Below are 23,262 nucleotides of genomic sequence, written 5' to 3'. Positions count from 1 at the left end.
GATTCACAGAACTTTACTGGTGCAAAGCCTTAAATCGTGATATAATAAATTTTCGTGGACAGTAAAGTAAGAAAAGGAGAAGAAGAATGGATTTAGCAGTAAACATGCAAAGTGCGATTGCCCAGGGTACACTGTGGGGAATCATGGCGCTTGGTGTCTATATTACATTCAGGATATTGGATATTCCGGATTTGTCCTGTGAAGGTACGTTTGCCCTGGGGGGATGCATCAGCGCAGTTATGATCGTAAAAGGAGTAAACCCTTTTGTATCTCTTGTCATCGCATTGGCAGCGGGAATGGCGGCAGGAGCAGTGACTGGATTTTTACATACGAAATTAAAAATCCCTGCGATCTTAGCCGGTATTCTGACAATGATTGCCCTGTATTCGGTCAATATCCGTATCATGGGACAGCCAAATACATCACTGCTGGGAGAGGATACCGCATTCACTCAGGCCATTGATGCGCTGAAACTGGACCAGACGATGGCAACACTGCTGGTTGGAGCAGTGATCAGCATTTTTGTGGTGCTGTGCATCTACTGGTTCTGCGGTACTGAACTCGGATGCGCACTGAGGGCGACCGGAAACAACGAATATATGGTCCGGGCTTTGGGGGCCAATACGAATACATCAAAAGTCATCGGCCTTGTCATCTCCAACGGAATGATCTCCGTCTCAGGTGCACTGGTTGGACAGAGCCAGGGATACGGTGATATTAAAATGGGGACCGGAGCCATTGTCATCGGTCTGGCATCTATCGTTATCGGAGAAGTAATCTTTGGAAAACGGTTTAATTTCATGTATATACTGGCTTCTGTTGTGTTTGGCTCTGTGATTTACCGCATGATTATTTCACTGGTGCTGTATATGGGACTGAGCACAGACGATATGAAGCTGTTTACGGCATTAGTCGTGGCATTAGCTCTGGGTATTCCGGCGATCAAGTCCAGATATTCCCAGAAAAGAATTCCTGGAAAAGGAGGAAACACCGCATGTTAAACATCATCGATGTGCACAAGACATTTAATAAAGGCACTGTCAATGAAAAGAAGGCGCTGGACGGGATCGATCTTCACCTGAATCCAGGGGACTTTGTGACTGTGATCGGAGGCAACGGGGCAGGTAAGTCAACGATGCTGAACATGATCGCAGGCGTATATCCTATCGACCAGGGAACGATCCTCCTGGACGGCAAAGACATTTCGGACCTGCCGGAGCATAAACGGGCCTATATGCTTGGGCGGGTGTTCCAGGACCCAATGATGGGAACCGCAGCCGGTATGGAGATACAGGAGAATATGGCGATGGCTCACCGCCGTGGGAAAAACCGCGGCCTGCGCTGGGGCATTACGAAAAGCGAGAAAAAGCTGTATAAGGAGAAGCTGGCGATGCTGGATTTGGGACTCGAGGACCGTCTTACTTCAAAGGTAGGACTATTGTCCGGAGGACAGAGACAGGCACTGACACTGCTCATGGCTACGCTGAATAAGCCGAGTCTTCTGCTCTTAGACGAGCACACGGCGGCCCTTGATCCAAAGACGGCGAAAAAAGTACTGGAGCTTACGGAGAAGATTATCGCGAGGGACAGTCTGACCGCTATGATGGTAACTCACAACATGAAAGACGCCATACGCATTGGAAACCGCCTGATCATGATGAACAGCGGAAGGATCATCTATGATGTTTCAGGAGAAGAAAAGAAGAACTTGAAAGTTACTGATCTTCTGCAGAAGTTTGAGGAAACCAGCGGGGAAGATTTTGCCAACGACAGAATGTTATTATCATAAGAGAGAGGAAGAAACATGAGCGATTACAAAATTGAGACAAAATGTATTCAATCCGGATGGGAGCCGAAAAAAGGGGAGCCGAGGGTGGTGCCGGTATATCAGAGCACTACATTTAAATACGACACAAGTGACCAGATGGGACGCCTTTTTGACCTGGAGGATGCGGGATATTTCTATACGAGACTTCAGAATCCCACCAACGACTCGGTGGCAGCAAAGATCTGTGATCTGGAAGGCGGAGTGGCGGCAATGCTCACTTCTTCCGGACAGGCGGCCAACTTTTATGCCATCATGAATATCGCGGAGTCGGGAGACCATATCATCTGTACAACGGCTCTATATGGGGGGACTTATAACCTGTTTGCCCATACCTTGAGGAAGATGGGCGTGGAAGCAACGTTTGTAGATCCGGAAGTCAGTGAAGAAGATTTAAATGCGGCATTCAGAGATAATACAAAGGCCGTGTTTGGAGAAACGATCTCAAATCCCTCTTTGGTCGTTCTTGATTTCGAAAAGTTTGCAAAAGCGGCTCACGGACACGGAGTTCCTCTGATCGTTGACAATACATTTGCAACGCCGATCAACTGCCGCCCGTTTGAATGGGGTGCGGATATCGTCACCCATTCCACAACAAAGTATATGGACGGCCATGCGGTATGTGTGGGCGGAGCGATCGTCGACAGCGGTAACTTTGACTGGGATGCATACGGAGACAAATTTGCATGTCTTACTCAGCCGGATGAGACGTACCATGGTGTGGTTTATACAGAAAAGTTTGGTAAAGGTGCCTATATTACAAAGGCTACGGTCCAGCTGATGCGGGACCTGGGTTCCATCCAGTCACCTCAAAATGCTTTTTACTTGAACATTGGCCTGGAAACTCTGCATTTAAGAGTGGCCAGACATTGTGAAAATGCAAAAGCCGTAGCTGCATGGCTGAGAGACAATGATAAGGTTGCATGGGTGCACTGCCCGATGCTGGAAGGCGATGAGGCTTATGAGAGAGCACAGAAATATATGCCAAACGGAACCTGCGGGGTTATTACGTTTGGCCTGAAAGGCGGACGCGAGGCATCGATCCAGATGATGGACAGCTTAAAGCTGGTGGCCATCGTAACACATGTGGCAGATTCCAGAAGCTGTGTTCTGCATCCTGCCAGTCATACCCACCGTCAGATGAATGACCAGGAACTTTTGGAGGCCGGAGTACAGCCGGATCTGATCCGTTTCAGCGTGGGAATCGAAAATACTGAGGATATCATTGCAGACCTTGACCAGGCGTTGAGCCAAATAGGATAAATACTGAATATATTATAGTGCCCGGAACTTTCTGAGAGGAATTTTCCGGGCGCTATTTTTCTCTTCATCACTGAGGATCACACGGTATATAGACCAGGCATTGGAAGCATACTATCAGCAAAAGCTTAAATAGTATTCGACAGGGGGTACAAAAATGGGAACAAAGATAAAAAACATAGAAAAGGCTGAGGTATTTAAGATGCAAGATGAAGTGCAGTATCAGGATGGACAGGTGGTCAGCAAGACATTGTCCCAAAACCAAGCAGTTAGTCTGACATTGTTTGCCTTTGAAAAAGGAGAGGAAATCAGCACCCACAAATCAGGCGGTGATGCGATGGCAACAGTTCTCGAGGGCACAGGGAAATTTACCATAGACGGAAAAGAGTATATTTTAAATGATGGAGAGAGCATTGTTATGCCGGCGGAGATTCCACATGCGGTGTATGGGCAGGAACGTTTTAAAATGCTTTTGACTGTTATATTTTGATCGGCGGCAGGATTTTATGAGTGGGACAAGGAGAAAAATAAAATTGCTTTTTTTAAAGAGACATCCCCGGTGATTTTTATGGCCGGCTTTTACAGGCCGGATGAAGACAGCAGCAGATTTGTCATATTGACAACCAGGGCAAATCGCTCGGTCAGGGAAATACATGAACGGATGCCCATAATCATAGAAGAAAGCGACATTGAGGACTGGTTCAGTGATGAGACATTTGAACATCTGCTGCACAGCGAACCTGAGAGTTTGTCCCATGAAGCAGAAGTGAAGAATTAGAAAATCCCAGGACGCTGTTTGTCCTGGGATAAACTTTACTCTGAGATATTAAGGCCGGCTATCTCGGCTAACCGCAGGATCGATGCCCTGGATATTTTCTTTCCTTTGTATTCAATGAGATCATCCATTTCCCCGGTAAAGATGTCTGCCGGATTGTACTTTTTCAGTAGAATTGTATCCTCATCTACAAAGATTTCGAGGGGATCTTTGTCGCCGACACCCAAATTCCTCCTCAGTTCAATTGGTAAGGTAATACGTCCCAGTTCATCGAGTTTTCTCACAACACCTGTACATTTCATTTACGGCTCCTCCTATGTATTTTGGTGCTTTTATTATAAAATATCTACGAAATATTTCCAATGGTAAATAATACAAGCAGGATATAAGGCGAGAATGCAGCAATCAATTATTTAATAAAATCAAAAAAACCGAAACACCGCATAAATACGATGTTCCGGCTGTATGACCCCAACGAGAATTGAACTCGTGATTCGACCTTGAGAGGGTCGCGTCTTAACCTCTTGACCATGGGGCCGTCTTGCTGTCACCTTTATCTATTATATAGGTTTTTTAGAAAAAGTAAAGACAAAATTTTAAATTCTTTGTATATTTTTTTAAACATAGAAGAATCGTAATGCTAAGGTGCTTTTTCCGTTTTTAAATATGTGCTATATTATACAGAAAGCAAAAGAAGAACAGGCAGTAATAGAAGAGGGTGCAGTGCGATGTTAAAAGAGCAGCAGGCAATGCTGGAACTTGTTTTTAATTTAGTAAGAGGAAACACAGAACATATAAGCAAAGTAGATTTTATTCCACAGAAACCGTCATTTTACAGTCTGCCCGAGTCAGGGCAGAAGCTGCCCAGGTCGGCGCCTGAGGAACAGGGAATCGAATCGGATCAGGTCAGGAGATTGATGGAGGAACTTTTGAATATTTCTAAAGTGGACATTCATCAGGTGATGATTTTAAGACATGGATATGTGATCGGAGAGTGCCATTATGCGCCATATCCGGAAAACCTCTGGCATATTACCCATTCACTGTGCAAGAGCATAACCGGAATGGCCATTGGCATGCTGATCGAAGAGGGCAGTTTAAGGCTTGATGATAAGATTCTGGGGATCTTCGATAAAAGTGTATTCTCTATCAGAGGATTTCAGCAGAGGAATCTGACAGTGGAACATCTGCTTACCATGACCAGCCGGGTGGCATTCAACGAAAAAGGTGCCGTGGCCTGCAATGACTGGGTCCAGGGCTTTCTGGATTCACCGGTAAACGGTCCTGCGGGCTCCAAATTTGAATATAACAGTATGAACACCTATATGCTGTCCGCCATTGTGACGGAAATAACCGGACAATCTCTGATGGAGTATTTGAAACCCAGACTGTTTGAGCCCCTTGGCATTACCAGGATCTTTTGGGAGAGCTGTCCCAAAGGCATTACGAAAGGAGGATGGGGGTTATTTCTCTGTCCGGAAGATGCAGCAAAGATCGGACAGCTCTGTCTTCAAAAAGGAGTATGGAATCAGCGGCAGCTTATACCGCAGCGATGGATTGAAGAGGCGTCCATATGTCATGTGGAAACTCCAAAGCAGTTCGGGGAGTATGGCTACGGCTATCAAATGTGGATGGCAGGCCGTCCGGGGAGCTATGCCTTTAACGGCATGCTGGGACAGAATGTCATGGTATATCCCGATTTGGATATGATTATTGTCACCAATGCGGGAAGCAATGAATTATTTCACACATCCCTGCTCTTGGACACAGTGGCCAAATATTTTGAAGACGGGTTTACTCCCGGGGAAAATTTAAAGAAAAACCGGCGGGCTTATGAAAAGCTTTTACAATTCCAGAATAAGACAGGACGCCATGATACCAGATTTCCGCCAATCTCTTATAGCGGGCTGAAAAAACTTCTCTGGCGCGGAAGTGAATTCTATAAGAAAAGAAAACTGATCCTTGGAGTTGGGGGAAGATTTTTTAAGCTGAAAAAGCAGCATGTGGGCCTTTTCCCGCTAATCATGCAGGTGTTTCACAATAACTATACGGACGGGATCAGCGAGGCAGGATTTTTCACAAAAAACCGGAAATTCTATTTTTGTTTCCGGGAAGGAGAGAAACCTTATTGCCTGGAAGTGGGATGGAAGGAAGCCAGGATCACCGAAATCGATATGCACGGAGAGCCTTATTTGGTGGCGGTAAAAGGACAGGCAGCTTTTGATGAGGACGGGTATACCGTGCTGAAGCTGAAATTTTCCTTTATTGAGGAAGCATCGACTCGTCTGCTGAAGATCCGTTTCATCGGTGAAAATATAGAAATGCTGTGGAATGAGTGCCCGGGAAAAGACCTTCTTATGACTGGACTTGATTCCGTAATGACCGGGGGGACCAGCAGTTTTCTCTTAGACAGTCTGATGGAAAAGGACACAATCGGGCTGCTGGATCTTCTGATGGATCAGACGGTCTGCCCCAAAGTATTGGGAGAAGAAAACCGTGAGGCAGGGGAGAGATTCGTTGGAGAGGTTCCAATTTCTTTTACTTTATAGTATGATAAAACATAATGTGTAAATTTTAAGAGGGAAAGAATCAGACTGACTGAAAAGAAGGAGTAAGATTTATGGAGTTTAAATTAGACGTGCATTCTCACACTATTGCCAGCGGACATGCGTTCGGAACCGTCAGCGAGATGGCTGCTGCTGCGGCGGAGAGCGGTTTTGAACTGTTTGGGATCACGGAACATGCCAAAGGGATTCCGGGAACCTGTACAGACATTTATTTTAAAAATTTGAGAGTACTGCCGAGGCAGCTGTACGGCATCGAGATGATGTTTGGTTCAGAAATCAACATTATCGATTATAACGGAAGACTCAGCCTTGATGATGACTTGATGAAGGAATTTTTAGATATCAGGATTGCGGGAATTCATGAACTTTGTTATAAAATAGGAGATGAGGAACAGAACACCGCCGCATACTTAGGAGCCATGAATCATCCTCTGGTGGATATCATAAGCCATCCCGATGACGGAAGGATTCCGATTGATTACAAGGCATTGGTGATGGGAGCAAAAGAGACGAAAACACTTTTAGAGGTCAACAACAGTTCCCTTTGTCCCGAAAGCTTCCGGGTCAATGCCAGAGAAAACTATTTTGTGATGCTGGATCTGTGCAGGAAGCATAATGTACCTGTGATTGTCAACAGCGATGCGCATACTCCATATGCGGTAGGCAACCTGAATGAGGCAAAAGCCCTGCTTTCAGAAGTTGATTTTCCGGAAGAATTGGTGGTGAACCGTTCTGTCGAGGCCTTTAAAGAGGCACTGAGCAATAAAAGAAAATAAAAAAAACCTGCGTAAATTTTTGCGCAGGTTTTTGTATTAGAAAAGAATTAATGCCAGAATGACCGTGATGATACCGGAAATCCCTATGGAGATACCGCTCATGGCCCCTTCGATTTCACCCAGTTCCACTGCTTTGGAGGTTCCGACGGCATGACTGCATGTTCCAATGGAGACACCGGCGGCAGCAGGATCATTGACTTTGAAGATTTTGATCAGTACAGGGCTGATCACGGCCCCTAGGATGCCGGTGATAACGACTGCAGCCACTGTAATGGACGGGATGCCGGAAAGCTGGCTGCTGACTTCTATGGCGATCGGGGTCGTGACGGATTTGGGAATCAGGGAGGCCGTAAGATGCTCATTAAAACCAAAGAGACGGCAGAGGACACAGACACTTAACATAGATGTTACAGATCCCACAAAACAGCTCACGAGGATAGGCACCCAGTGTTTCTTCAGCAGATCAAACTCACGGTAGATGGAGAGAGCTAAAGATGCGGTGGCCGGAGCCAGGAACATGGAGATTACAGCACCTCCGCTGTTATAATCCTCAAGCGGTATGGAGAATATATTCAGAAATAGGATGATAAATGCAATGGAGAGCAGCAGAGGATTCAGCGCAGAAATTTTCGTTTTTCTCTGCAGGATACGAAATCCTTCATAGACACAGAGAGAAAGCGCGATTGGAAACATTGGATTAGCAGTCAGTTCTTTCATTGTCATTTCCTTTCTTTTGCAGGGCGAAGATGAGCTTCATAGATAACGAAGTAGTAAAAAATGTGAAAACGGTTGTGAGCAGGCAGATCAGGAGAAACGGTATGATCCGGCCCTGTAACAGCTGGTATTTTTCCATAATGCCAATTCCGGCGGGGAGAAAGAAAAAGGCCATATGATGGAGAAGGAAATCACAGATATCCTGGATCTGATGCTCTTTTACAATTTTTGAGAGCAGGAGGAGAAGGAGCAGGAACATGCTCATGATACTTCCCGGAAATGCAAACGGAAGCAGCTTAGCCAGCCCTTCCCCGGCCAGACAGACGAAGAAAAGGAAGCTCATTTGTAATAAGTGTCTCATGTTATTTATCCTTTCTAAGTAAGTAATATACGATATCTTTGCAGTATTGAAAGAGGTCACTGGGGTCGGAGCAAAAAGTTTCATCCGGGCAAAACTTGGTATAACAGTTTTCCGGAACCGGCTTTAAAACTGCAGACCGGTCTACAAAGGCAGCCATGGATACAGGGATTACGATGTCTTCCAGAGGAAGATACCGGTAATCCTTTATGTTTTTATGGTAGTGCTTCAGCTGGCCGTGTATCACGGGGCAGTAAAGGTTTGCTTCTGACCCGGCGATCTCAAGCCGGTGTCCTGATTTCTTAAAAGAAAGAGGCACCGGAGTATTGAAAGGGAGAGAAAGGCGGACAGAAAAAGCATGTTCCGACAGGCTGTATTCTTCCACTGAAAAATGGCCGCTGGCTAAAGGTTCAAAGATCAGGAGGGACTGAATCCGGGAAAGAGATAAGATGTCTTCTTTATTATGCTGCAAAATCGCAGATTTTAATTCCGGTTCTTTGGTTTTTATGTAGTCCTGATAAACTCTGATCAGCTGCCGTCCGGATATGTGGTCCGTTCTTTGAATCCCCAGGAATTCTTCCACTGATGTTTGTTTGAGATTTTTTAATGGGAGGAGGTGTCTGAAGGAGCGGAGATTTTTATAAAGATCAATGCAGCGTTTGCACTCCAAAGAATAAGGAAGACCAAATTCCTCACATTTCTTTTTCAAAAAAGGCAGATCAAAGGTTCCGCCGTTATAAGTGACGACGGTGTCAAAATGACCCGCATAGCTTAAAAATGAGGCTAGAATATCTTTTTGTTCCAGCCCGGATTCATTAAACCACTGCCTGGGCTCCCGGCCTTTCTCACAGCATCCGATGACTGAGAGGGCAGAGGTTTCCGGCGAAAGTCCTGTAGTCTCGATATCCAGATATAAAAGCTTTTCTTTTGTTTCCATCGGCCGGTTTCCTTTCCAAAACTGCTGTCCTTCATTATAGTTCCTGTGTGAAATTTTTTCAATCCCTAACCACAGGCGAGAGATTTGTGTTATAATGACTTCAAAACGTCGCAAGGAGGATATGGAGTGATTTCATATATTAAGGGCATTTTAGTTTCCATGACGCCTGGGGGAGCGGTGGTAGAGAATAACGGCATAGGATATGATATCATGATGCCGGCCGGACAGGAATTTCCGGGAGGAATCGGACAGGAAGTCAAGATCTATACCCACATGCATGTGAGGGAAGACGATGTAAGCCTCTTCGGATTCCGGACGAAGGAGGAGCTGGAAGCGTTTGAACTGCTGATCGGAGTCAGCGGCATCGGCCCTAAGGTAGGTCTTTCGGTGCTGTCCACCCTGTCTGTCTATGAATTAAAGATTGCGGTGATGAGTGATGATTCCAAGACGATATCAAAGACTCCGGGGCTTGGACCGAAGGGAGCAAAAAAGCTGATCCTGGAACTCAGGGACAAACTGAACTTTGAAGAATTTGAGCAGGCTGAACCGATGGACTTTGTGGGGGATTCATCGGCAGAAGATTCTGTGGCGATCACGGCACAGGGGCTTGTAAGCCTTGGCTACTCCAGGTCTGAAGCGATGATGGCCATTAAGAAAGTAGAGAATGCAGCAGAATACGGCCCTGAGCAATTGCTGAAAAAGGCGCTGACAAAGCTGATATAGAGGAACATTATGTTAGATAGAATGATTTCCACGGAACTGGTGGAAGAAGACATTACAATAGAAAATAATCTAAGGCCTCAGAACCTGGACGATTACATCGGACAGGAAAAGGTAAAGCAGAATCTGAGAATTTTCATCGAGGCGGCAAAGAGCAGAGGCGAGTCCCTGGACCATGTCCTTCTTTACGGACCGCCGGGACTGGGAAAGACTACGCTGGCCGGCATCGTCGCCAATGAGATGGAAGTACACTTAAAGGTCACAAGCGGACCTGCCATCGAAAAGCCTGGGGAGATAGCCGCGCTGCTTAACAATCTCCAGGAAGGGGATGTGCTGTTTATCGACGAAATCCACCGGCTGAACCGTCAAGTAGAAGAAGTATTGTATCCTGCCATGGAGGATTTCGCCATCGATATCCTGGTGGGGAAAGGACAGGCCGCCCGGTCTATCCGACTGGAACTTCCAAAATTTACTTTAGTGGGTGCCACGACCAGGGCCGGGATGCTGACGGCTCCGCTAAGAGACCGGTTTGGTGTTGTCAACCGGCTGAATTTTTATGAGACAGAGGAGCTGATGACCATTGTCATTAACTCGGCGGCGGTGCTAGGCATTCCGATTGAAGAAGAAGGAGCGAGGGAGATCGCCAGAAGATCCAGAGGGACACCAAGACTCGCCAACAGGCTTTTAAAGAGGGTCAGGGACTTTGCGGAAGTAAAGTACGATGGAGTCATCACAAAAGAGGTGGCAATGTCTGCCTTAAACCATTTGGAGGTAGACACTCTGGGACTCGACCAGACCGACCGGACCCTGCTTAAGACGATGATCGAAGTCTTTCACGGCAGTCCGGTAGGACTCGACACACTGGCTGCAGCCGTAGGAGAAGATTCCGGAACCATTGAGGATGTCTATGAGCCGTATTTGATCCAAAACGGACTGATCCAGAGGACGCCGAGAGGACGGATCGTCACCGACGCTGCCTATCGGCATTTTGGACTGCCAATCCCGGAATAGGAGGGCTTACTTATGAAGAAAAACGTCGTAGAAGTAGTCATAGACGGAAAGTTATATTATCTTGGCGGAGAAGAGCCGGAGGAGTTTATGCACCAGATCGCATCTTATCTGAACGCAAAGATCCGTGACATGAAAGCTTCGGAGCATTACCTGAAGCTGCCGCCGGATATGCAGAGTTTTCATCTGGCACTGAGTGTGGCCGACGAATATATGTGTATGAAAAATACGCTTGAGAAAAGCCGGGAAGACATGGAAATACAGGATACGGAATTGTACCATATGAAAAATGAACTGGTAGAACTCCAGATCAAGAATGAATCACTGAAAAAACAGCTGACAGAGTACCGGGAAAGGATTCGGGTACTGGAAGAGGAATCAGTTGCAAAAAAGGAACGGTAATCATATGAAGTCAACAGAAGTACTGGCCCCCGCTGGCTCTCCCGAGAGCCTGAAGGCTGCCGTCTTAAACGGAGCCGACGCCGTCTATCTGGGTGGGAGCCGCTATGGGGCGAGAGCTTACGCAAATAATTTTGATCAGGAACAGCTGCCGTGGGCTATAGACTACGCTCATCTTTTTGGGCGGAAGGTCTATCTGGCAGTCAATACCCTGATGAAGCAGGAGGAGATTTCGGGACTTGCAGGGTTTTTAGAACCTTATTATGAGAGAGGACTGGATGCAGTTATTGTTCAGGATTTAGGAGCCGTGAGTGTGATCCGCCGCTGTTTTCCCGGCATGGAGATCCACGCCAGCACGCAGATGACCGTGACCGGAATCCATGGGGCAAGAATAGTAAAAGAGCTGGGAGGAAGCAGAGTCGTCCCTGCCAGAGAGCTTTCGCTTACAGAAATACAAAAGATAAAAAAAGATACAGGGCTGGATATGGAGTGTTTTGTCCATGGAGCCCTTTGTTATTGTTATTCCGGACAATGCCTGATGAGCAGTATGCTGGGAGGCAGGAGCGGCAACCGGGGGAGGTGTGCCGGCACCTGCCGTCTGCCCTTTGATCTGTATGAGAACGGCACAAAGTTAAACCACAGAGGACAGAATTATCTGCTCAGTCCAAAAGATCTCTGTACGATCAGGGAACTGCCTGAATTGATCGAACACGGCGTGGACTCGCTGAAGATCGAGGGCAGGATGAAACAGCCGGAGTATGTGGGAACTGTCACGAGGATTTACAGAAAATATGTGGATCTCTATGAAAGCGGACAGCCGTATCAGGTGGATGAAAAAGATGAGAAGGAACTTCTGGAGCTTTTTAACAGGGGCGGATTTACGTCCGGCTATTATAAAAAGCATAACGGCAGGGACATGATGTCATTATACAGGCCGAACCATCAGGGAATTTTCGTTGGGAAAATCCAGTCTGTTCAGGGCAGGCATATTATTTTTCATGCAGCCGAGGATCTGGGAAAAGGAGATGTGCTGGAGATATCTCTGGAAAGAGGAGAAAAAGTGGAGCTTACTTGTCCGGATTCCCGAAAAAAAGGGGACAAAGTACGCTTAAACGGACAGAAGCTGAAACATTTGAAACCGGGTATGCATATATTCCGGACGAAGAACCAGTCCTTAAAGGACAGGGCGGCAGAGAATCTGAAACAGAAATCGAAAGAAAATATTAAGGGAAAAATTATAATTTCTCCTGGAAAGTATGCTAAACTTTTGATAACTTCAGGAGAATTGGAAGTGGAGGTTTCGGGCGCCGCGGCAGAACCGGCCAGGAAACGCCCCCTCTCCAAAGAGGACATCATAAAGCAGATAACCAAAACCGGAGAGAGTGATTTTACCTTTACAGAGCTTGAGGCAGAAATCCATGGTGATATCTTTCTCCCGGTAGCGGCATTGAAACAGCTGAGAAGAGATGCCTTTGAAAAACTTACAGAAGAGATTCTGAAAAAAAGCCGCAGGAGATCAGCAGCATATTCGATGCCTGCTTTGCAGGTTAGAGCAGAAATACAGGGGAATGGGACGCCTGCCTTGTGCATTTCTCTGGAAGACCGGTCCCTGCTTCCTGAGGTTCTAACATGGGACAGGGCAGAAAAGATCTATCTGTCCTTTTATGAAGCAGCGGAGGAACCGGAGATTTTATCACAGTGCAGGAGGGCAGGAAAGCAGGTCACGGTCATGCTGCCTCAGGTCGTGAGAGAACCGGAGCTTCGGCTCTTGGAACAGTCCTGGGATCTGTTGTCCGGTCCGGATGTGGATGAAATCTGTGTCCGCAGTTTAGAAGAACTCATATGGCTCAGAGAAAAACAATGCAGGAAGAATGTACTGGCCGATTATATGGTCTATTGTTACAACAGGGAGGCATACCGGACGCTGAAACAGATATATGGACAGGATATCCGCATGACAATGCCCGCAGAACTAAATTTTGACGAACTGCAGGACCTGACCTGTACAGATGCAGATTTTCTGTTTTACGGACATCTGCCCCTCATGGTTTCGGCGCAGTGCCAGAGAAAAAACAGTATAGGATGTGACCGGCAGAGCTCATGGATGACATTAAAAGACCGGTATGGAAAAGATTTTTATGTCAAAAATCAATGTAAAGGATGTTTTAATGAAATCTACAATGGAGAGCCTCTGTGGCTTGGATCTGAGATCCGAAAAGTCTGCAGGCTGGCTCCCCAGAATCTGCGCCTTCATTTCACGAAAGAGACAGGAGAGGAAGCTTTTGCAGTCTACCGGGCTATCTGTGAAATACTGGAGGGAAAGACGGCTGAACTTCCATTCCCAAATTATACAAAAGGACACTTTAAGAGAGGAATATTATAGGTGGTAATATGATTCAAATCATTGCAGTGGCTGCAAAATACCTGATACTGATCATGTGTCTGGTCTATACATTTTCTTGTTTTACTATGTTCCGGCCGAAAAATAAAAAACGGCAGGAGGCACTGCTTGACAATCAGGTCATTTATATGTTTATATTTTTGTTTCTGTGCAATCTGGTCTTGTTTTTAAAGACACTGGAATTGAAAGTTCTAATATTTTTTGCGGCACAGATCGTGTTTTTTGAAATCGTCATGATCTTATATCCGAAAATTTATAAGAGGTCATCCAGGCTTCTGATTAACAATATGTGTTTCCTTTTGGGAACAGGATTTGTGATCCTCACAAGGCTTTCTTTTGAACTGGCAATGAAGCAATTTGCCATCGTAGCCATCGGGGTGCTCGTCACAGGACTGATCCCCCTGATGATGCATAAACTGTCATTCTGGAATAAGCTGGGATGGGTCTATGCCATCGGCGGCTTTGCGCTGCTTTCCTCCGTATTTGTTTTCGGAGTTATGAAAAACGGTGCTTATAACTGGGTTCAGTTCGGAAGTCTGGCATTCCAGCCGTCCGAATTTGTCAAGATCATCTTCGTGTTTTTTGCTGCGGCCATGCTGAGCAAAGCAAAAGAATTCAGAGATCTTGTCAAGATCACGGTTATCGCAGGCCTCTATGTTCTGGTGCTTGTGGTGGAAAAGGATTTGGGAGGAGCGCTCCTCTATTTTATGATCTATCTGATGATGCTGTATGTTGCGACTGCCAAGCCGAGCTATCTGCTGGGCGGATTAGGGGCAGGAGCATTTGCGGCAGTGATCGCATATCATTTGTTCTCCCATGTACAGGTCCGGGTAGCTGTCTGGCAGGACCCGTTTTCCATGATCGAGGGGAGAGGTGCACAGGTATGCCAGTCTCTATTTGCCATCGGCACCGGCGGCTGGTTCGGGATGGGCCTTACCCAGGGAAGACCGTTTGATATCCCGGTCCGGGAATCAGATTTTATTTTTTCCGTGATCAGCGAGGAATTCGGTGTGATCTTCGGGATCTGTCTGATCTTCGTACTGATCAGCTGTTTTATCTTGTTTATGGACATTTCCACCAGAAGCCGTACACTGTTCAACAAGCTGCTTTGTCTGGGCTTTGGTGTTTGTTTTATTTTTCAGGTATTTTTAAGTATCGGCGGGGTGACCAAGTTCATACCGTCCACAGGTGTTACCATCCCTCTCGTAAGCTACGGAGGAACATCGGTGCTGAGTACTTTGATTATTTTAAGTGTCATTCAGGGACTGCACATGTTAGCAAATAGTGAGGAAGAAGAAAATGAGCTTATTCAAACGCAGAAAGAAAGCGGAAACGGAGATACCAAAGAAATCTCCTTCTCTAAAAACAGGACGAAGCGCGGGAAGAAAGAAAAAGCACGCAAATAGACAGATCCTTCAGATTACATATATCTTTGTCGGATTGTTCCTTGTGCTGATCGGTTATATCATACACTTTGTCGTCAGAGACAGCCGGAATGTGATCACCGATTCCCACAATTTAAGGCTTCAGGAATTGGAGAAATATGTGGTGAGAGGAAAAATCATCAGTGCGAACGGAAAAGTCCTGGCCCAGACCGTCAGCGACGGAGACAGCGAGACAAGGGATTATCCGTATGGACGGATGTTCGCCCATGTGGTGGGATATAATGCCAAAGGAAAGTCCGGCCTGGAATCCAAATGTAATTTTGATCTGCTGAAATCCAATGCAAATCTTTTATCCCAGATTGAGAGTAATCTGAAAGGAGAAAAGAGCATCGGGGATAATGTTTATACTACGCTGGATACAAGGGTACAGAAGGCAGCGTATGATGCGCTGAGCGGTGAAAAAGGAGCGGTGGTGGCCATGGACCCTGAAACCGGAAAAGTGATCGCCATGGTTTCAAAACCGGATTTCCGTCCGGCTCTGGTAAAGGAAAACTGGAAAGAACTGAATACGGATGAAGATGCACTTTTGATCAACAGGGCGACACAGGGACTGTATCCTCCGGGGTCTACCTTTAAGGTGATCACTGCCCTGGAGTTTATGAGGGAACACAAAGATTATAAAAACTTTACCTACCACTGCACCGGATATACGACCATCAATAATGTAAAAATCCGCTGTTATGGGGGAACTGCCCATGGAACTGTAGATCTGGAAGGAGCAGTGGAAAAATCGTGCAATACTGCTTTTGTCCATATGGCTTCCCAGCTGAATAAAGGTAAATTTGCTTCCCTCGCAGAGGATATGATGTTTAACTCCAGAATTCCGATTAATCTGGCGGCGGTATCCAGCCGGTTTACATTTGACGGCAGTTCCAAAGACAGCCAGGTTCCCCAGATCGCAATAGGACAGGGAAGCACACTGATTACGCCGCTTCAGAATGCGGCAGTCATGAGCACCATCGTCAATGACGGAGTCATGATGGAACCATACCTTGTGGACAAGGTGAAAAATGTAAACGGAGGGGTGATCAAAGAGACGAAGACGAAAGAGATCGCCAGCCCGCTCAGCGCCGCGGAGTGTAAAAAACTCAGGAAAATGCTCAGGAAAGTTGTGACAAACGGAACAGGTACATCAGCCTACTCTTCAAGATATAAAGTCTATGGAAAAACCGGTTCTGCGGAGTATAACGATGATAAGGATTCCCACGCATGGTTTATCGGCTGTGCGGAGCATAACGGCAGAAAGATCGTCGTAAGCGTGATCGTGGAAGGCGGCGGATCCGGAGGCCGCGTGGCAGCTCCGATTGCAAAAAATGTCTTTGACGCTTATTTCAGGTAAGTAAAGGGAAAGCAAAATCCAATGTTGAAATGCATATCCATTAACGTTATAATAATTTCTAGAGAGACCCAAAATAGCGTTGAGGCAGGATGATTGGAGGCCGCGATGACAGAGGCAACAAGCTGTGGAGGTGTCGTAATTTACAGAGGGAAGATATTGCTGTTGTACAAAAGTTACAAGAACAGATATGACGGCTGGGTACTTCCGAAAGGTACAGTTGAAAAAGGGGAAACGCATGAACAAACCGCTTTGCGTGAAGTAAAAGAAGAGACAGATGCCAATGCCCGTATTATCAAATATGTCGGAAAGAGCGAGTATTCCTTTTACTCTTTCCACGAGCAGATCGTAAAAAGCGTTCACTGGTATTTGATGGAGGCAGAAGGGTATCATTCAAAGCCGCAGAAAGAAGAGTTTTTCGTTGACTCTGGGTACTACAAATTTCACGAAGCCTACCACTTGTTAAAGTTCCCGAATGAAAAAGAGATTTTAAAGGAAGCATACGAAGAATACAAGAAATTAAAATCTAAAAATCAATGGGGAATACGGCAAAGAAGATGAAAAGGAACTGTAGATGGGAATCCATCTATGGTTCTTTTTGTTATGAGGAATATTTATACATAACTATAACAGGAGTTAATATATGGTGAATAATGTGAATATATTATTAATATTACAATAAGATTTAAATAAAAGCATTGATTTAATTTTGTATAACTGTTATTATAATCAAACCAAATATAACCATATTATGGGTTTTATGAAAGGAGAAGTCATATGAGAAAAATTGTAGTGTTTAATATGATATTTGTATTTCTACTCAGTATTTTTTGTTTTGGGCAACAGGTGAAAGCCTATAAACTAATTTCAGGCTGGAAGTTTTCAAATCCAAAAAAGATAGAATATAATATAGACAAGTCGGCAAGCAAATACTCCTCTGTCATGTCCAGCGGTATTTCGACTTGGCAATATACCAGTAAGATAAAGATTAAAAAATCTGTCTCTAACATCCCGGCTGGACAAAGGGTGTTGATTTCCTACTTAAACAAAGATACAACTGCCTATGCATCGGCGACTAAAAGTGGCAGTACAAGAACGATAGGATTTTTTAAAGGATTTAGTAAGCTGTCAGAGACAAAAAAGAAGGAAACGGTTGTCCATGAGTTTGGCCATCAACTGGGACTGGCCCATACTCAAACTACAAATGATAAAAAGGCGGTTATGCGAGCATTAGGATTTAATAATAAAGCGTACCCTTTGGGTGACGATAAAAAAGGAATCAGCAAAATTTATTGAGGAGGGCATATACAATGAAAAAGAAAATAATGATAGTAATGTTAGGAATTATAATTTTATCTGTATGTAGTTGTACTAAAAAAGAGGAAAACTCATCAACAGAAGAAACAGAGAAACAAGATGTTTACCAGATTTCAGAGAAGGACCCTAGATTAATTTGTAGCGAAGCGAAAACAGATGGATATCAAACACTTGGACAACTTGAAGAAGCAAGTCCAATCATACTTTTGGTACAGAAGAAAAAAGAAATTAAATCGGAATTTGGAAATATGGAAAATGCTAAAATCCCTGTGGGGACATTATCTTCTGTAAAAGTGCTCAATGTAATTAAAAATGAATCTAAGGAAACCATAGAACAAAATGAACTAATTTCTGTATTGGAGAGCGAGGTTTATGACCATGATGACAACACCCTGTATCGTATCAACGATTATTCTATGATGCAAGAAGGAGGACAGTATTTTTTGTATGTTAGAAAATCAACAACGGATAATGAATATTTAATTCTTGGAATAACCCTTGGAAAAGTAGAAGCCGATACAAAAAATGCAAAACCAGGAAGGTTAAAGTCCAGTAAGTTATCCGATGACGTTCAAAAGATTCATAAGGCTGCTTACGAGAAAAACAAGAAATATTTAAAAAAGTAAGACCACATTTCTGCAAAGATCCAAAACTGTATTCCCGCAGAGGACATTATTTCTATGTCTTCTGCGGTTTTTTTGTAATAAATCGGCTTGTTCCTTATTAAACTGTAACATAAGAGGTGAAAGGTTATTTTATGAAAAAAGCAGCGATTTTTATTCTTTCTTTACTGTTATGCATTTCATCCGGAACAGTGGTGCGTGCCACAGAACCGGAAACATTGCTTACAGTGGCTCAGGACGGAGAAGGACTTGACCTGACTGCAAAATCTGCAGTTGTGATGGAGGCGGGGAGCGGTACCATACTGTATCAAAAAGACAAAGACATGAAACTGCCTCCGGCCAGTGTGACAAAAGTCATGTCTCTTCTTCTGATCTTTGAAGAACTGGACAAAGGAAATCTTAAGTATTCAGATAAAGTGACAGTCAGCGAGCACGCGGCTTCCATGGGAGGGTCCCAGGTGTTCTTAGAGCCTGGAGAAAGCCAGACAGTGGACACGATGCTTAAATGTATCGTGATCTCCAGCGCCAACGATGCGGTTGTATCCATGGCGGAACATATCGCAGGAAGCGAGGGCGCTTTTGTAAAGCGGATGAATGAAAAGGCGAAGCAGCTTGGCATGAAAAATACCACATTTAAAAACAGCTGCGGTCTGGATATCAAAGGACATGAGACTTCAGCCTATGATATTGCCTTGATGTCAAGAGAACTGACGACAAAACACCCGGATATTTTTAAATATACGAAAATATGGATGGACAAATTTACCCATGAGACGAAAAAGGGAACTAAGGAATTCGGTCTCAGCAATACAAATAAACTGTTAAAGCAGTATAATGGATGTACCGGCCTGAAGACAGGAAGTACCAGTACCGCAAAATTCTGTCTGAGTGCCACGGCTACGAGAAACGGAGTCAATCTGATCGCCGTTGTCATGGCAAGTGACGATTCCAAAACAAGGGTGAAGGATGCAAGTGCTTTGCTGGACTATGGATTTTCTCACTGTCAGGTGATGGAGGACCACACGAGGGCGAAGGACATCGGAAAGATCACCGTGACAAAGGGCAAGAAAGAGACGGTCTCTTACAGCAGGGATATTCCTGCCAAAATCGTTTTGGTGAAGGGCAGCAAAAGTGATGTAAAGAAACAGATCCGCATCGGACAGGTAAAAGCTCCCGTGAAAAAGGGCCAGGTGCTCGGCTATATAATTTATAAAAGAGGAGATGAAATTCTCTTGAAAAAACCGGTGAAAGCCATAGAAAGTGTGGAGAAAATGAATTTTCTTACCAGCCTGACCCGGTTGGCGGAGCGATACTTTTGAGTGAAAGTGAACAAAAAAAGTAGATTATGATTTTTTCATAAGTTATAATAAAATACCTTGGGTATAAATATTTTATAAACAAATCTGAATAATATATAAAGTATAATTTTCGCTTATTTTATAAATAAGACACTTCTTTTCATCGGCATGGAAAAAGACAGAATTAAATTTCTTCCTCTTTGACTTTATAATGAGACCATCAAGTAAACAAGTCACATGTTAGGAGGATTATTTATGAGCGAATCATGGTTGGGCCTTGAAGGCAAAACAGTCATCGTGACCGGCGGAGCATCCGGAATCGGGAAAGCAGTTGCCCAGGAATTTTTAAACGTGGGATGCAATGTGGTTGTTTCTGACATGGCGCCGGAAGCGCCGGAGTTTGACACTGCAGCCGGCAGGTTCCATTACGTGAAGACAGACGTGACCAGTGCAAAAGATGTGGATGCCATGGTAAAAGAAGTGGTGGATACATTCGGAACCGTGGATGTACTGGTAAACAACGCGGGGATCAATATCCCGAGACTCCTGGTAGACCCGAAAGAGCCGAAAGGACAGTATGAACTGGACGAAGCAGTATGGGATAAAGTATGCAGCGTCAATTTAAAGGGAGTGTTCTTCTGTGCACAGGCGGTCGGAAGACTTCTTGTGGAAAAGGGAGAGGGAGTTATCATCAACATGTCTTCAGAGAGCGGACTGGAAGGGTCCGAGGGACAGAGCGTGTACGCGGCGACAAAGAACGCAGTGAATTCCCTGACGAGGAGCTGGGCAAAAGAATTAGGGAAACAGGGAGTGCGCGTAGTAGGCGTGGCACCGGGCATCATGGAAGCGACGGGATTAAGGACACTGGCGTATGAATCAGCGCTGGCGTACACAAGAGGGATCACAGTGGATGACTTAAGAGCGGGCTACAGCAAGACGTCAACAACACCGCTCGGAAGATCCGGAAAGCTTTCCGAAGTGGCAGACATGTGTGTATATCTGGCAAGCAAAAGATCTTCTTATGTACACGGTGTGACCATCAATGTAGCCGGCGGAAAGACAAGAGGTTAATCTGCATACGGAGAAAAGGTGGTATTAGGTAAGCTTATGAAACTTTTTAATGATGAAAACAGAATGGCTGCTCTGTTAAGGAACGTGGAGGTACAGGATTCCTCCGACGTAGACCGCATTGCGGCAAAGCTCAGCGTTTCCACAAAGACTGTGCGGAACGATGTAAAAGAGCTGAACTGCCTGATGGGCGGATATGCAGTCATCAGCAATAAAAAAGGACAGTATAAGCTTATTGTATTCGATCAGAAGGGTTATGAGGAGATCCGAGACAAGATATACGAACAGGAAGAATATTTTAATTCCCCTCAGACAAGGATGGCGTATATTTTCTGGCAGCTGATGGATGCCAAAAAGCCATATCTGATCGATGACCTGTCGGAGGAGATGAAGGTAGGGAGAACGACTACCGTCGGAGATTTAAACCGTATCCGGGAACAGATAAAAAAGTATGATCTGACAGTGGAAGGAAAGGCAAACACAGGGCTCTCCCTTTGCGGGGAAGAGATTAAGATTCGCCTGTTTCTCCTGGAAAATGTCTATGAGCAGATTTATCTGAACTATCCGCTGGGCAGCCAGTTAAGGCAGCTTTTGTACGATATGCAGACAGAATATTCTCTGGATGCTTTGGGATTCGGACAATTTTTCAGGGCTTTTGTAGTCATGGTCGACCGCCTTGGGAACGGACATACGATTGAGTCTCTGGACCACAGGTATCTGGAGCTTTATGACAGCAAAGTATACGAGATTGCGGACGAATTTGCGGACAAAGTGGAAGAGGCTGTTCCATTCAAAATACCGAAGCCGGAAAGGATTTTCCTCTGCCTGCCGATCGCAGGGATGAGGACTCCGGTAAACACCGAGGGGATAGAAAATTATATCCAGATTTCAGAGGAGGCGGCGGATCTGATCATCGAGATTTTAGACCGTATCCAGGATGAAATCGGTGTCACAGTGATCGTAAATGAACTGTTTGACGATTTTGTCTATCATGTATTTTTCATGATCAACCGGCTGAAATATGGATTTCATATCCGGAATGCCCTGGTGGAAGAAGTAAAAGATGAATACTCCGTTGCCTACACGATGGCCGGCATTGCCAAAGATGTCATCGAGACGAGGACCGGAGTCGAGGTGACGAAGGACGAGCTGGGATTTCTGGCGATGTATTTCGGCGTGTTTCTTTTAGAACAGGCGCCGGAACAGAAGCAGTACAGAATTGCTATTGTATGCGGGTCAGGAAAGATTATCGGAAGACTGATCGCCAGCCAGCTGAAAAATATTTTTGAGGTGGAACCGGTCATCGATTACTATTTCAATGGAGATTTTGAAGCGGAAAAAGAAGATTCCTACGACTTGATTATTACGACAACAAATTTAAAGACAAAAGGGCCGACACCGATCATCGACATCGATGAGGTGTTCGACAAGAATCTGCTGAAAAGCAAAGTGGAAAGTGTAAAAAACATGGCGGAGATGGGAATACCGATCCGCCGGGGAATTGATTCAGTGTTTCTAAACATGCTGGACGAGGAACGGTTCTTTGTGCTTAGGCCGGATCTTGGCTACGAAGAGAATGTGGACATGATGACCGAAGAGCTGTTTAAACAGGGACTTGTGGACGACGGCTTTGAGGAGAGACTCCGCATTCGGGAACAGGAATCGACAATGATATTTGAAAAAAATATTGCTTTTCCTCATACGACGAATAAACTGCAAAAGCTGACCCTTGCCTTCGGTGTATTTCCGGAAAAAGAGAAGGCGAAAGGGGAGGACGAGGTTCAGCTGGTGTTTTTGCTGGCCATCCCGGAAGAAATGAAAAATGATTCCGTGCTGATCCAGCTCTATGACAATATGCTGGCGATCGCCCATGATCCGGACGTGGTGAAGAAGCTTCGGCAGATGAAGACTTACAGGGAATTACTTCTATATTTTGTGGAAGAGAACAATATTTTTAAATAAAGTTAAGGAGGATGCGTATGTCATACTATTTATTGATTGCAGGTGCGCTGCTGACGGCATTTATACTGCAGTTTCTGTTTTCAATGGTTCAGATGAAGGGCTTTAACGTCCACTACGGAAGATTGAGAAAGATCGGAAGAGTGGCGATTGGAAAAAGCAAAGGCGGTTTTCATGCCGGAGCTATGGTGATGTTTGCAATTGATAAGCGTGGCATGATCAAAGAAGGATGTTTTATGCGGGGATTTACAATCTTTGCACGATTTAAAAAGTTTGATGATTTCAACGGAAAGAATGTGGGACTGATTACGAAAGAAGACTGCAAAGGCATGGAATATTCTTTGAGAAGATCCGTTTTGAATGCAGCCTCCAACTACAACACGATCATGGACGGAGGCGAAGTAGTGGAGACGCCGGGACTCTTGACGAGAATTGCGGACATGCTTCTCGGCAAATCCAGAAAAGCCTGTAAATAG

At 45.1% G+C, this 23,262-nt stretch carries 24 protein-coding genes and 1 tRNA gene; 20 read left to right on the top strand and 5 right to left on the bottom strand.

The features are described 5' to 3' along the window. Positions 1 to 86 precede the first annotated feature (86 nt). From P8F77_RS11965 to P8F77_RS11945, 5 genes are all read left to right on the top strand, one after another. A complete protein-coding gene (locus P8F77_RS11965) occupies positions 87 to 1,001 on the top strand; it encodes an ABC transporter permease (RefSeq protein WP_024727086.1) in 915 nt (304 codons plus the stop codon). After that, positions 995 to 1,789 (top strand): ABC transporter ATP-binding protein, encoded by a 795-nt coding sequence (locus tag P8F77_RS11960; RefSeq protein ID WP_024727087.1) that lies wholly within the window; start codon positions 995 to 997, stop codon positions 1,787 to 1,789. The genes P8F77_RS11965 and P8F77_RS11960 overlap by 7 nt, the downstream gene beginning before the upstream one ends. Before the next feature lie 15 nt (positions 1,790 to 1,804). Then, positions 1,805 to 3,088, top strand: coding sequence for an O-acetylhomoserine aminocarboxypropyltransferase/cysteine synthase family protein (locus P8F77_RS11955; protein WP_024727088.1), 1,284 nt, complete (start codon positions 1,805 to 1,807; stop codon positions 3,086 to 3,088). 154 nt (positions 3,089 to 3,242) lie between these two features. Beyond that, a complete protein-coding gene (locus P8F77_RS11950) occupies positions 3,243 to 3,575 on the top strand; it encodes a cupin domain-containing protein (RefSeq protein WP_148459074.1) in 333 nt (110 codons plus the stop codon). A gap of 42 nt (positions 3,576 to 3,617) precedes the next feature. Beyond that, entirely contained in the window at positions 3,618 to 3,863 is a 246-nt protein-coding gene (locus P8F77_RS11945) for an SOS response-associated peptidase family protein (protein WP_235824563.1), read from the top strand. 35 nt (positions 3,864 to 3,898) lie between these two features. Here the strand turns inward: P8F77_RS11945 and P8F77_RS11940 are convergent, their stop codons facing one another. Beyond that, a complete protein-coding gene (locus tag P8F77_RS11940) occupies positions 3,899 to 4,162 on the bottom strand; it encodes an AbrB/MazE/SpoVT family DNA-binding domain-containing protein (RefSeq protein ID WP_024727091.1) in 264 nt (87 codons plus the stop codon). Between the two features lie 164 nt (positions 4,163 to 4,326). Continuing rightward, positions 4,327 to 4,398, bottom strand: a tRNA-Glu gene (locus P8F77_RS11935). A 190-nt stretch (positions 4,399 to 4,588) separates the two neighbouring features. On the opposite strand from P8F77_RS11935, the gene P8F77_RS11930 reads away from it, so the two are divergent. Then, complete coding sequence (locus P8F77_RS11930; protein ID WP_287517752.1) at positions 4,589 to 6,409, top strand: serine hydrolase; 1,821 nt, start codon at positions 4,589 to 4,591, stop codon at positions 6,407 to 6,409. A 71-nt stretch (positions 6,410 to 6,480) separates the two neighbouring features. Further along, positions 6,481 to 7,203, top strand: a complete 723-nt coding sequence (locus tag P8F77_RS11925) for a phosphatase (protein WP_287517749.1) — start codon at positions 6,481 to 6,483, stop codon at positions 7,201 to 7,203. 36 nt (positions 7,204 to 7,239) lie between these two features. On the opposite strand, the gene P8F77_RS11920 is transcribed toward P8F77_RS11925, so the two are convergent. From P8F77_RS11920 to P8F77_RS11910, 3 genes are read right to left on the bottom strand one after another with little or no spacing between them, the layout of a single operon-like run. Next, positions 7,240 to 7,920: an LrgB family protein gene (locus tag P8F77_RS11920; protein ID WP_024727094.1), complete on the bottom strand. Its 681-nt coding sequence runs from the start codon at positions 7,918 to 7,920 to the stop codon at positions 7,240 to 7,242. Beyond that, positions 7,901 to 8,278 carry a CidA/LrgA family protein gene (locus P8F77_RS11915; RefSeq protein WP_024727095.1) on the bottom strand — a complete coding sequence of 126 codons (378 nt, stop codon included), beginning with the start codon at positions 8,276 to 8,278 and terminating at the stop codon, positions 7,901 to 7,903. The genes P8F77_RS11920 and P8F77_RS11915 overlap by 20 nt, the downstream gene beginning before the upstream one ends. Before the next feature lies 1 nt (position 8,279). Then, a complete protein-coding gene (locus P8F77_RS11910; protein WP_287517745.1) occupies positions 8,280 to 9,212 on the bottom strand; it encodes a ribonuclease H-like domain-containing protein in 933 nt (310 codons plus the stop codon). Positions 9,213 to 9,338: 126 nt separating this feature from the next. Between P8F77_RS11910 and ruvA the strand changes: the two genes are divergently transcribed. The 13 genes from ruvA to P8F77_RS11845 all read left to right on the top strand — a co-directional run bounded on the left by ruvA (position 9,339) and on the right by P8F77_RS11845 (position 23,262). After that, entirely contained in the window at positions 9,339 to 9,935 is a 597-nt protein-coding gene (gene ruvA, locus P8F77_RS11905; protein WP_024727097.1) for a Holliday junction branch migration protein RuvA, read from the top strand. Positions 9,936 to 9,944: 9 nt separating this feature from the next. Further along, positions 9,945 to 10,943 carry a Holliday junction branch migration DNA helicase RuvB gene (ruvB, locus tag P8F77_RS11900; RefSeq protein ID WP_024727098.1) on the top strand — a complete coding sequence of 333 codons (999 nt, stop codon included), beginning with the start codon at positions 9,945 to 9,947 and terminating at the stop codon, positions 10,941 to 10,943. Positions 10,944 to 10,955: 12 nt separating this feature from the next. After that, complete coding sequence (locus tag P8F77_RS11895; protein ID WP_024727099.1) at positions 10,956 to 11,342, top strand: cell division protein ZapA; 387 nt, start codon at positions 10,956 to 10,958, stop codon at positions 11,340 to 11,342. Positions 11,343 to 11,346: 4 nt separating this feature from the next. Further along, entirely contained in the window at positions 11,347 to 13,722 is a 2,376-nt protein-coding gene (locus P8F77_RS11890; protein ID WP_024727100.1) for a U32 family peptidase, read from the top strand. Positions 13,723 to 13,730: 8 nt separating this feature from the next. After that, positions 13,731 to 15,146: an FtsW/RodA/SpoVE family cell cycle protein gene (locus tag P8F77_RS11885; protein ID WP_024727101.1), complete on the top strand. Its 1,416-nt coding sequence runs from the start codon at positions 13,731 to 13,733 to the stop codon at positions 15,144 to 15,146. Continuing rightward, positions 15,040 to 16,524: a penicillin-binding transpeptidase domain-containing protein gene (locus P8F77_RS11880; RefSeq protein ID WP_024727102.1), complete on the top strand. Its 1,485-nt coding sequence runs from the start codon at positions 15,040 to 15,042 to the stop codon at positions 16,522 to 16,524. The genes P8F77_RS11885 and P8F77_RS11880 overlap by 107 nt, the downstream gene beginning before the upstream one ends. Positions 16,525 to 16,629: 105 nt before the next feature. Beyond that, positions 16,630 to 17,082, top strand: a complete 453-nt coding sequence (locus P8F77_RS11875; RefSeq protein ID WP_006565785.1) for an NUDIX hydrolase — start codon at positions 16,630 to 16,632, stop codon at positions 17,080 to 17,082. Between the two features lie 216 nt (positions 17,083 to 17,298). Next, positions 17,299 to 17,817 carry a matrixin family metalloprotease gene (locus tag P8F77_RS11870; protein ID WP_148460338.1) on the top strand — a complete coding sequence of 173 codons (519 nt, stop codon included), beginning with the start codon at positions 17,299 to 17,301 and terminating at the stop codon, positions 17,815 to 17,817. Between the two features lie 14 nt (positions 17,818 to 17,831). Then, positions 17,832 to 18,464, top strand: coding sequence for a hypothetical protein (locus tag P8F77_RS11865; protein WP_148460339.1), 633 nt, complete (start codon positions 17,832 to 17,834; stop codon positions 18,462 to 18,464). A gap of 131 nt (positions 18,465 to 18,595) precedes the next feature. Then, positions 18,596 to 19,780 carry a D-alanyl-D-alanine carboxypeptidase family protein gene (locus P8F77_RS11860; RefSeq protein WP_148460340.1) on the top strand — a complete coding sequence of 395 codons (1,185 nt, stop codon included), beginning with the start codon at positions 18,596 to 18,598 and terminating at the stop codon, positions 19,778 to 19,780. Positions 19,781 to 20,014: 234 nt separating this feature from the next. Next, the gene (locus tag P8F77_RS11855) at positions 20,015 to 20,830 is read left to right on the top strand and encodes an SDR family oxidoreductase (protein ID WP_024727104.1); all 816 of its coding nucleotides are present in this window, start codon (positions 20,015 to 20,017) and stop codon (positions 20,828 to 20,830) included. Positions 20,831 to 20,866: 36 nt separating this feature from the next. After that, positions 20,867 to 22,789 carry a PRD domain-containing protein gene (locus tag P8F77_RS11850; RefSeq protein ID WP_024727105.1) on the top strand — a complete coding sequence of 641 codons (1,923 nt, stop codon included), beginning with the start codon at positions 20,867 to 20,869 and terminating at the stop codon, positions 22,787 to 22,789. Positions 22,790 to 22,806: 17 nt separating this feature from the next. Next, the gene (locus tag P8F77_RS11845; RefSeq protein WP_024727106.1) at positions 22,807 to 23,262 is read left to right on the top strand and encodes a transcriptional regulator GutM; all 456 of its coding nucleotides are present in this window, start codon (positions 22,807 to 22,809) and stop codon (positions 23,260 to 23,262) included.

The sequence above is a fragment of the Anaerostipes sp. PC18 genome (genome assembly GCF_039789045.1).
GTDB lineage: Bacteria > Bacillota > Clostridia > Lachnospirales > Lachnospiraceae > Anaerostipes > Anaerostipes hominis.
This window is presented reverse-complemented; position numbering and strand designations above follow the sequence as displayed.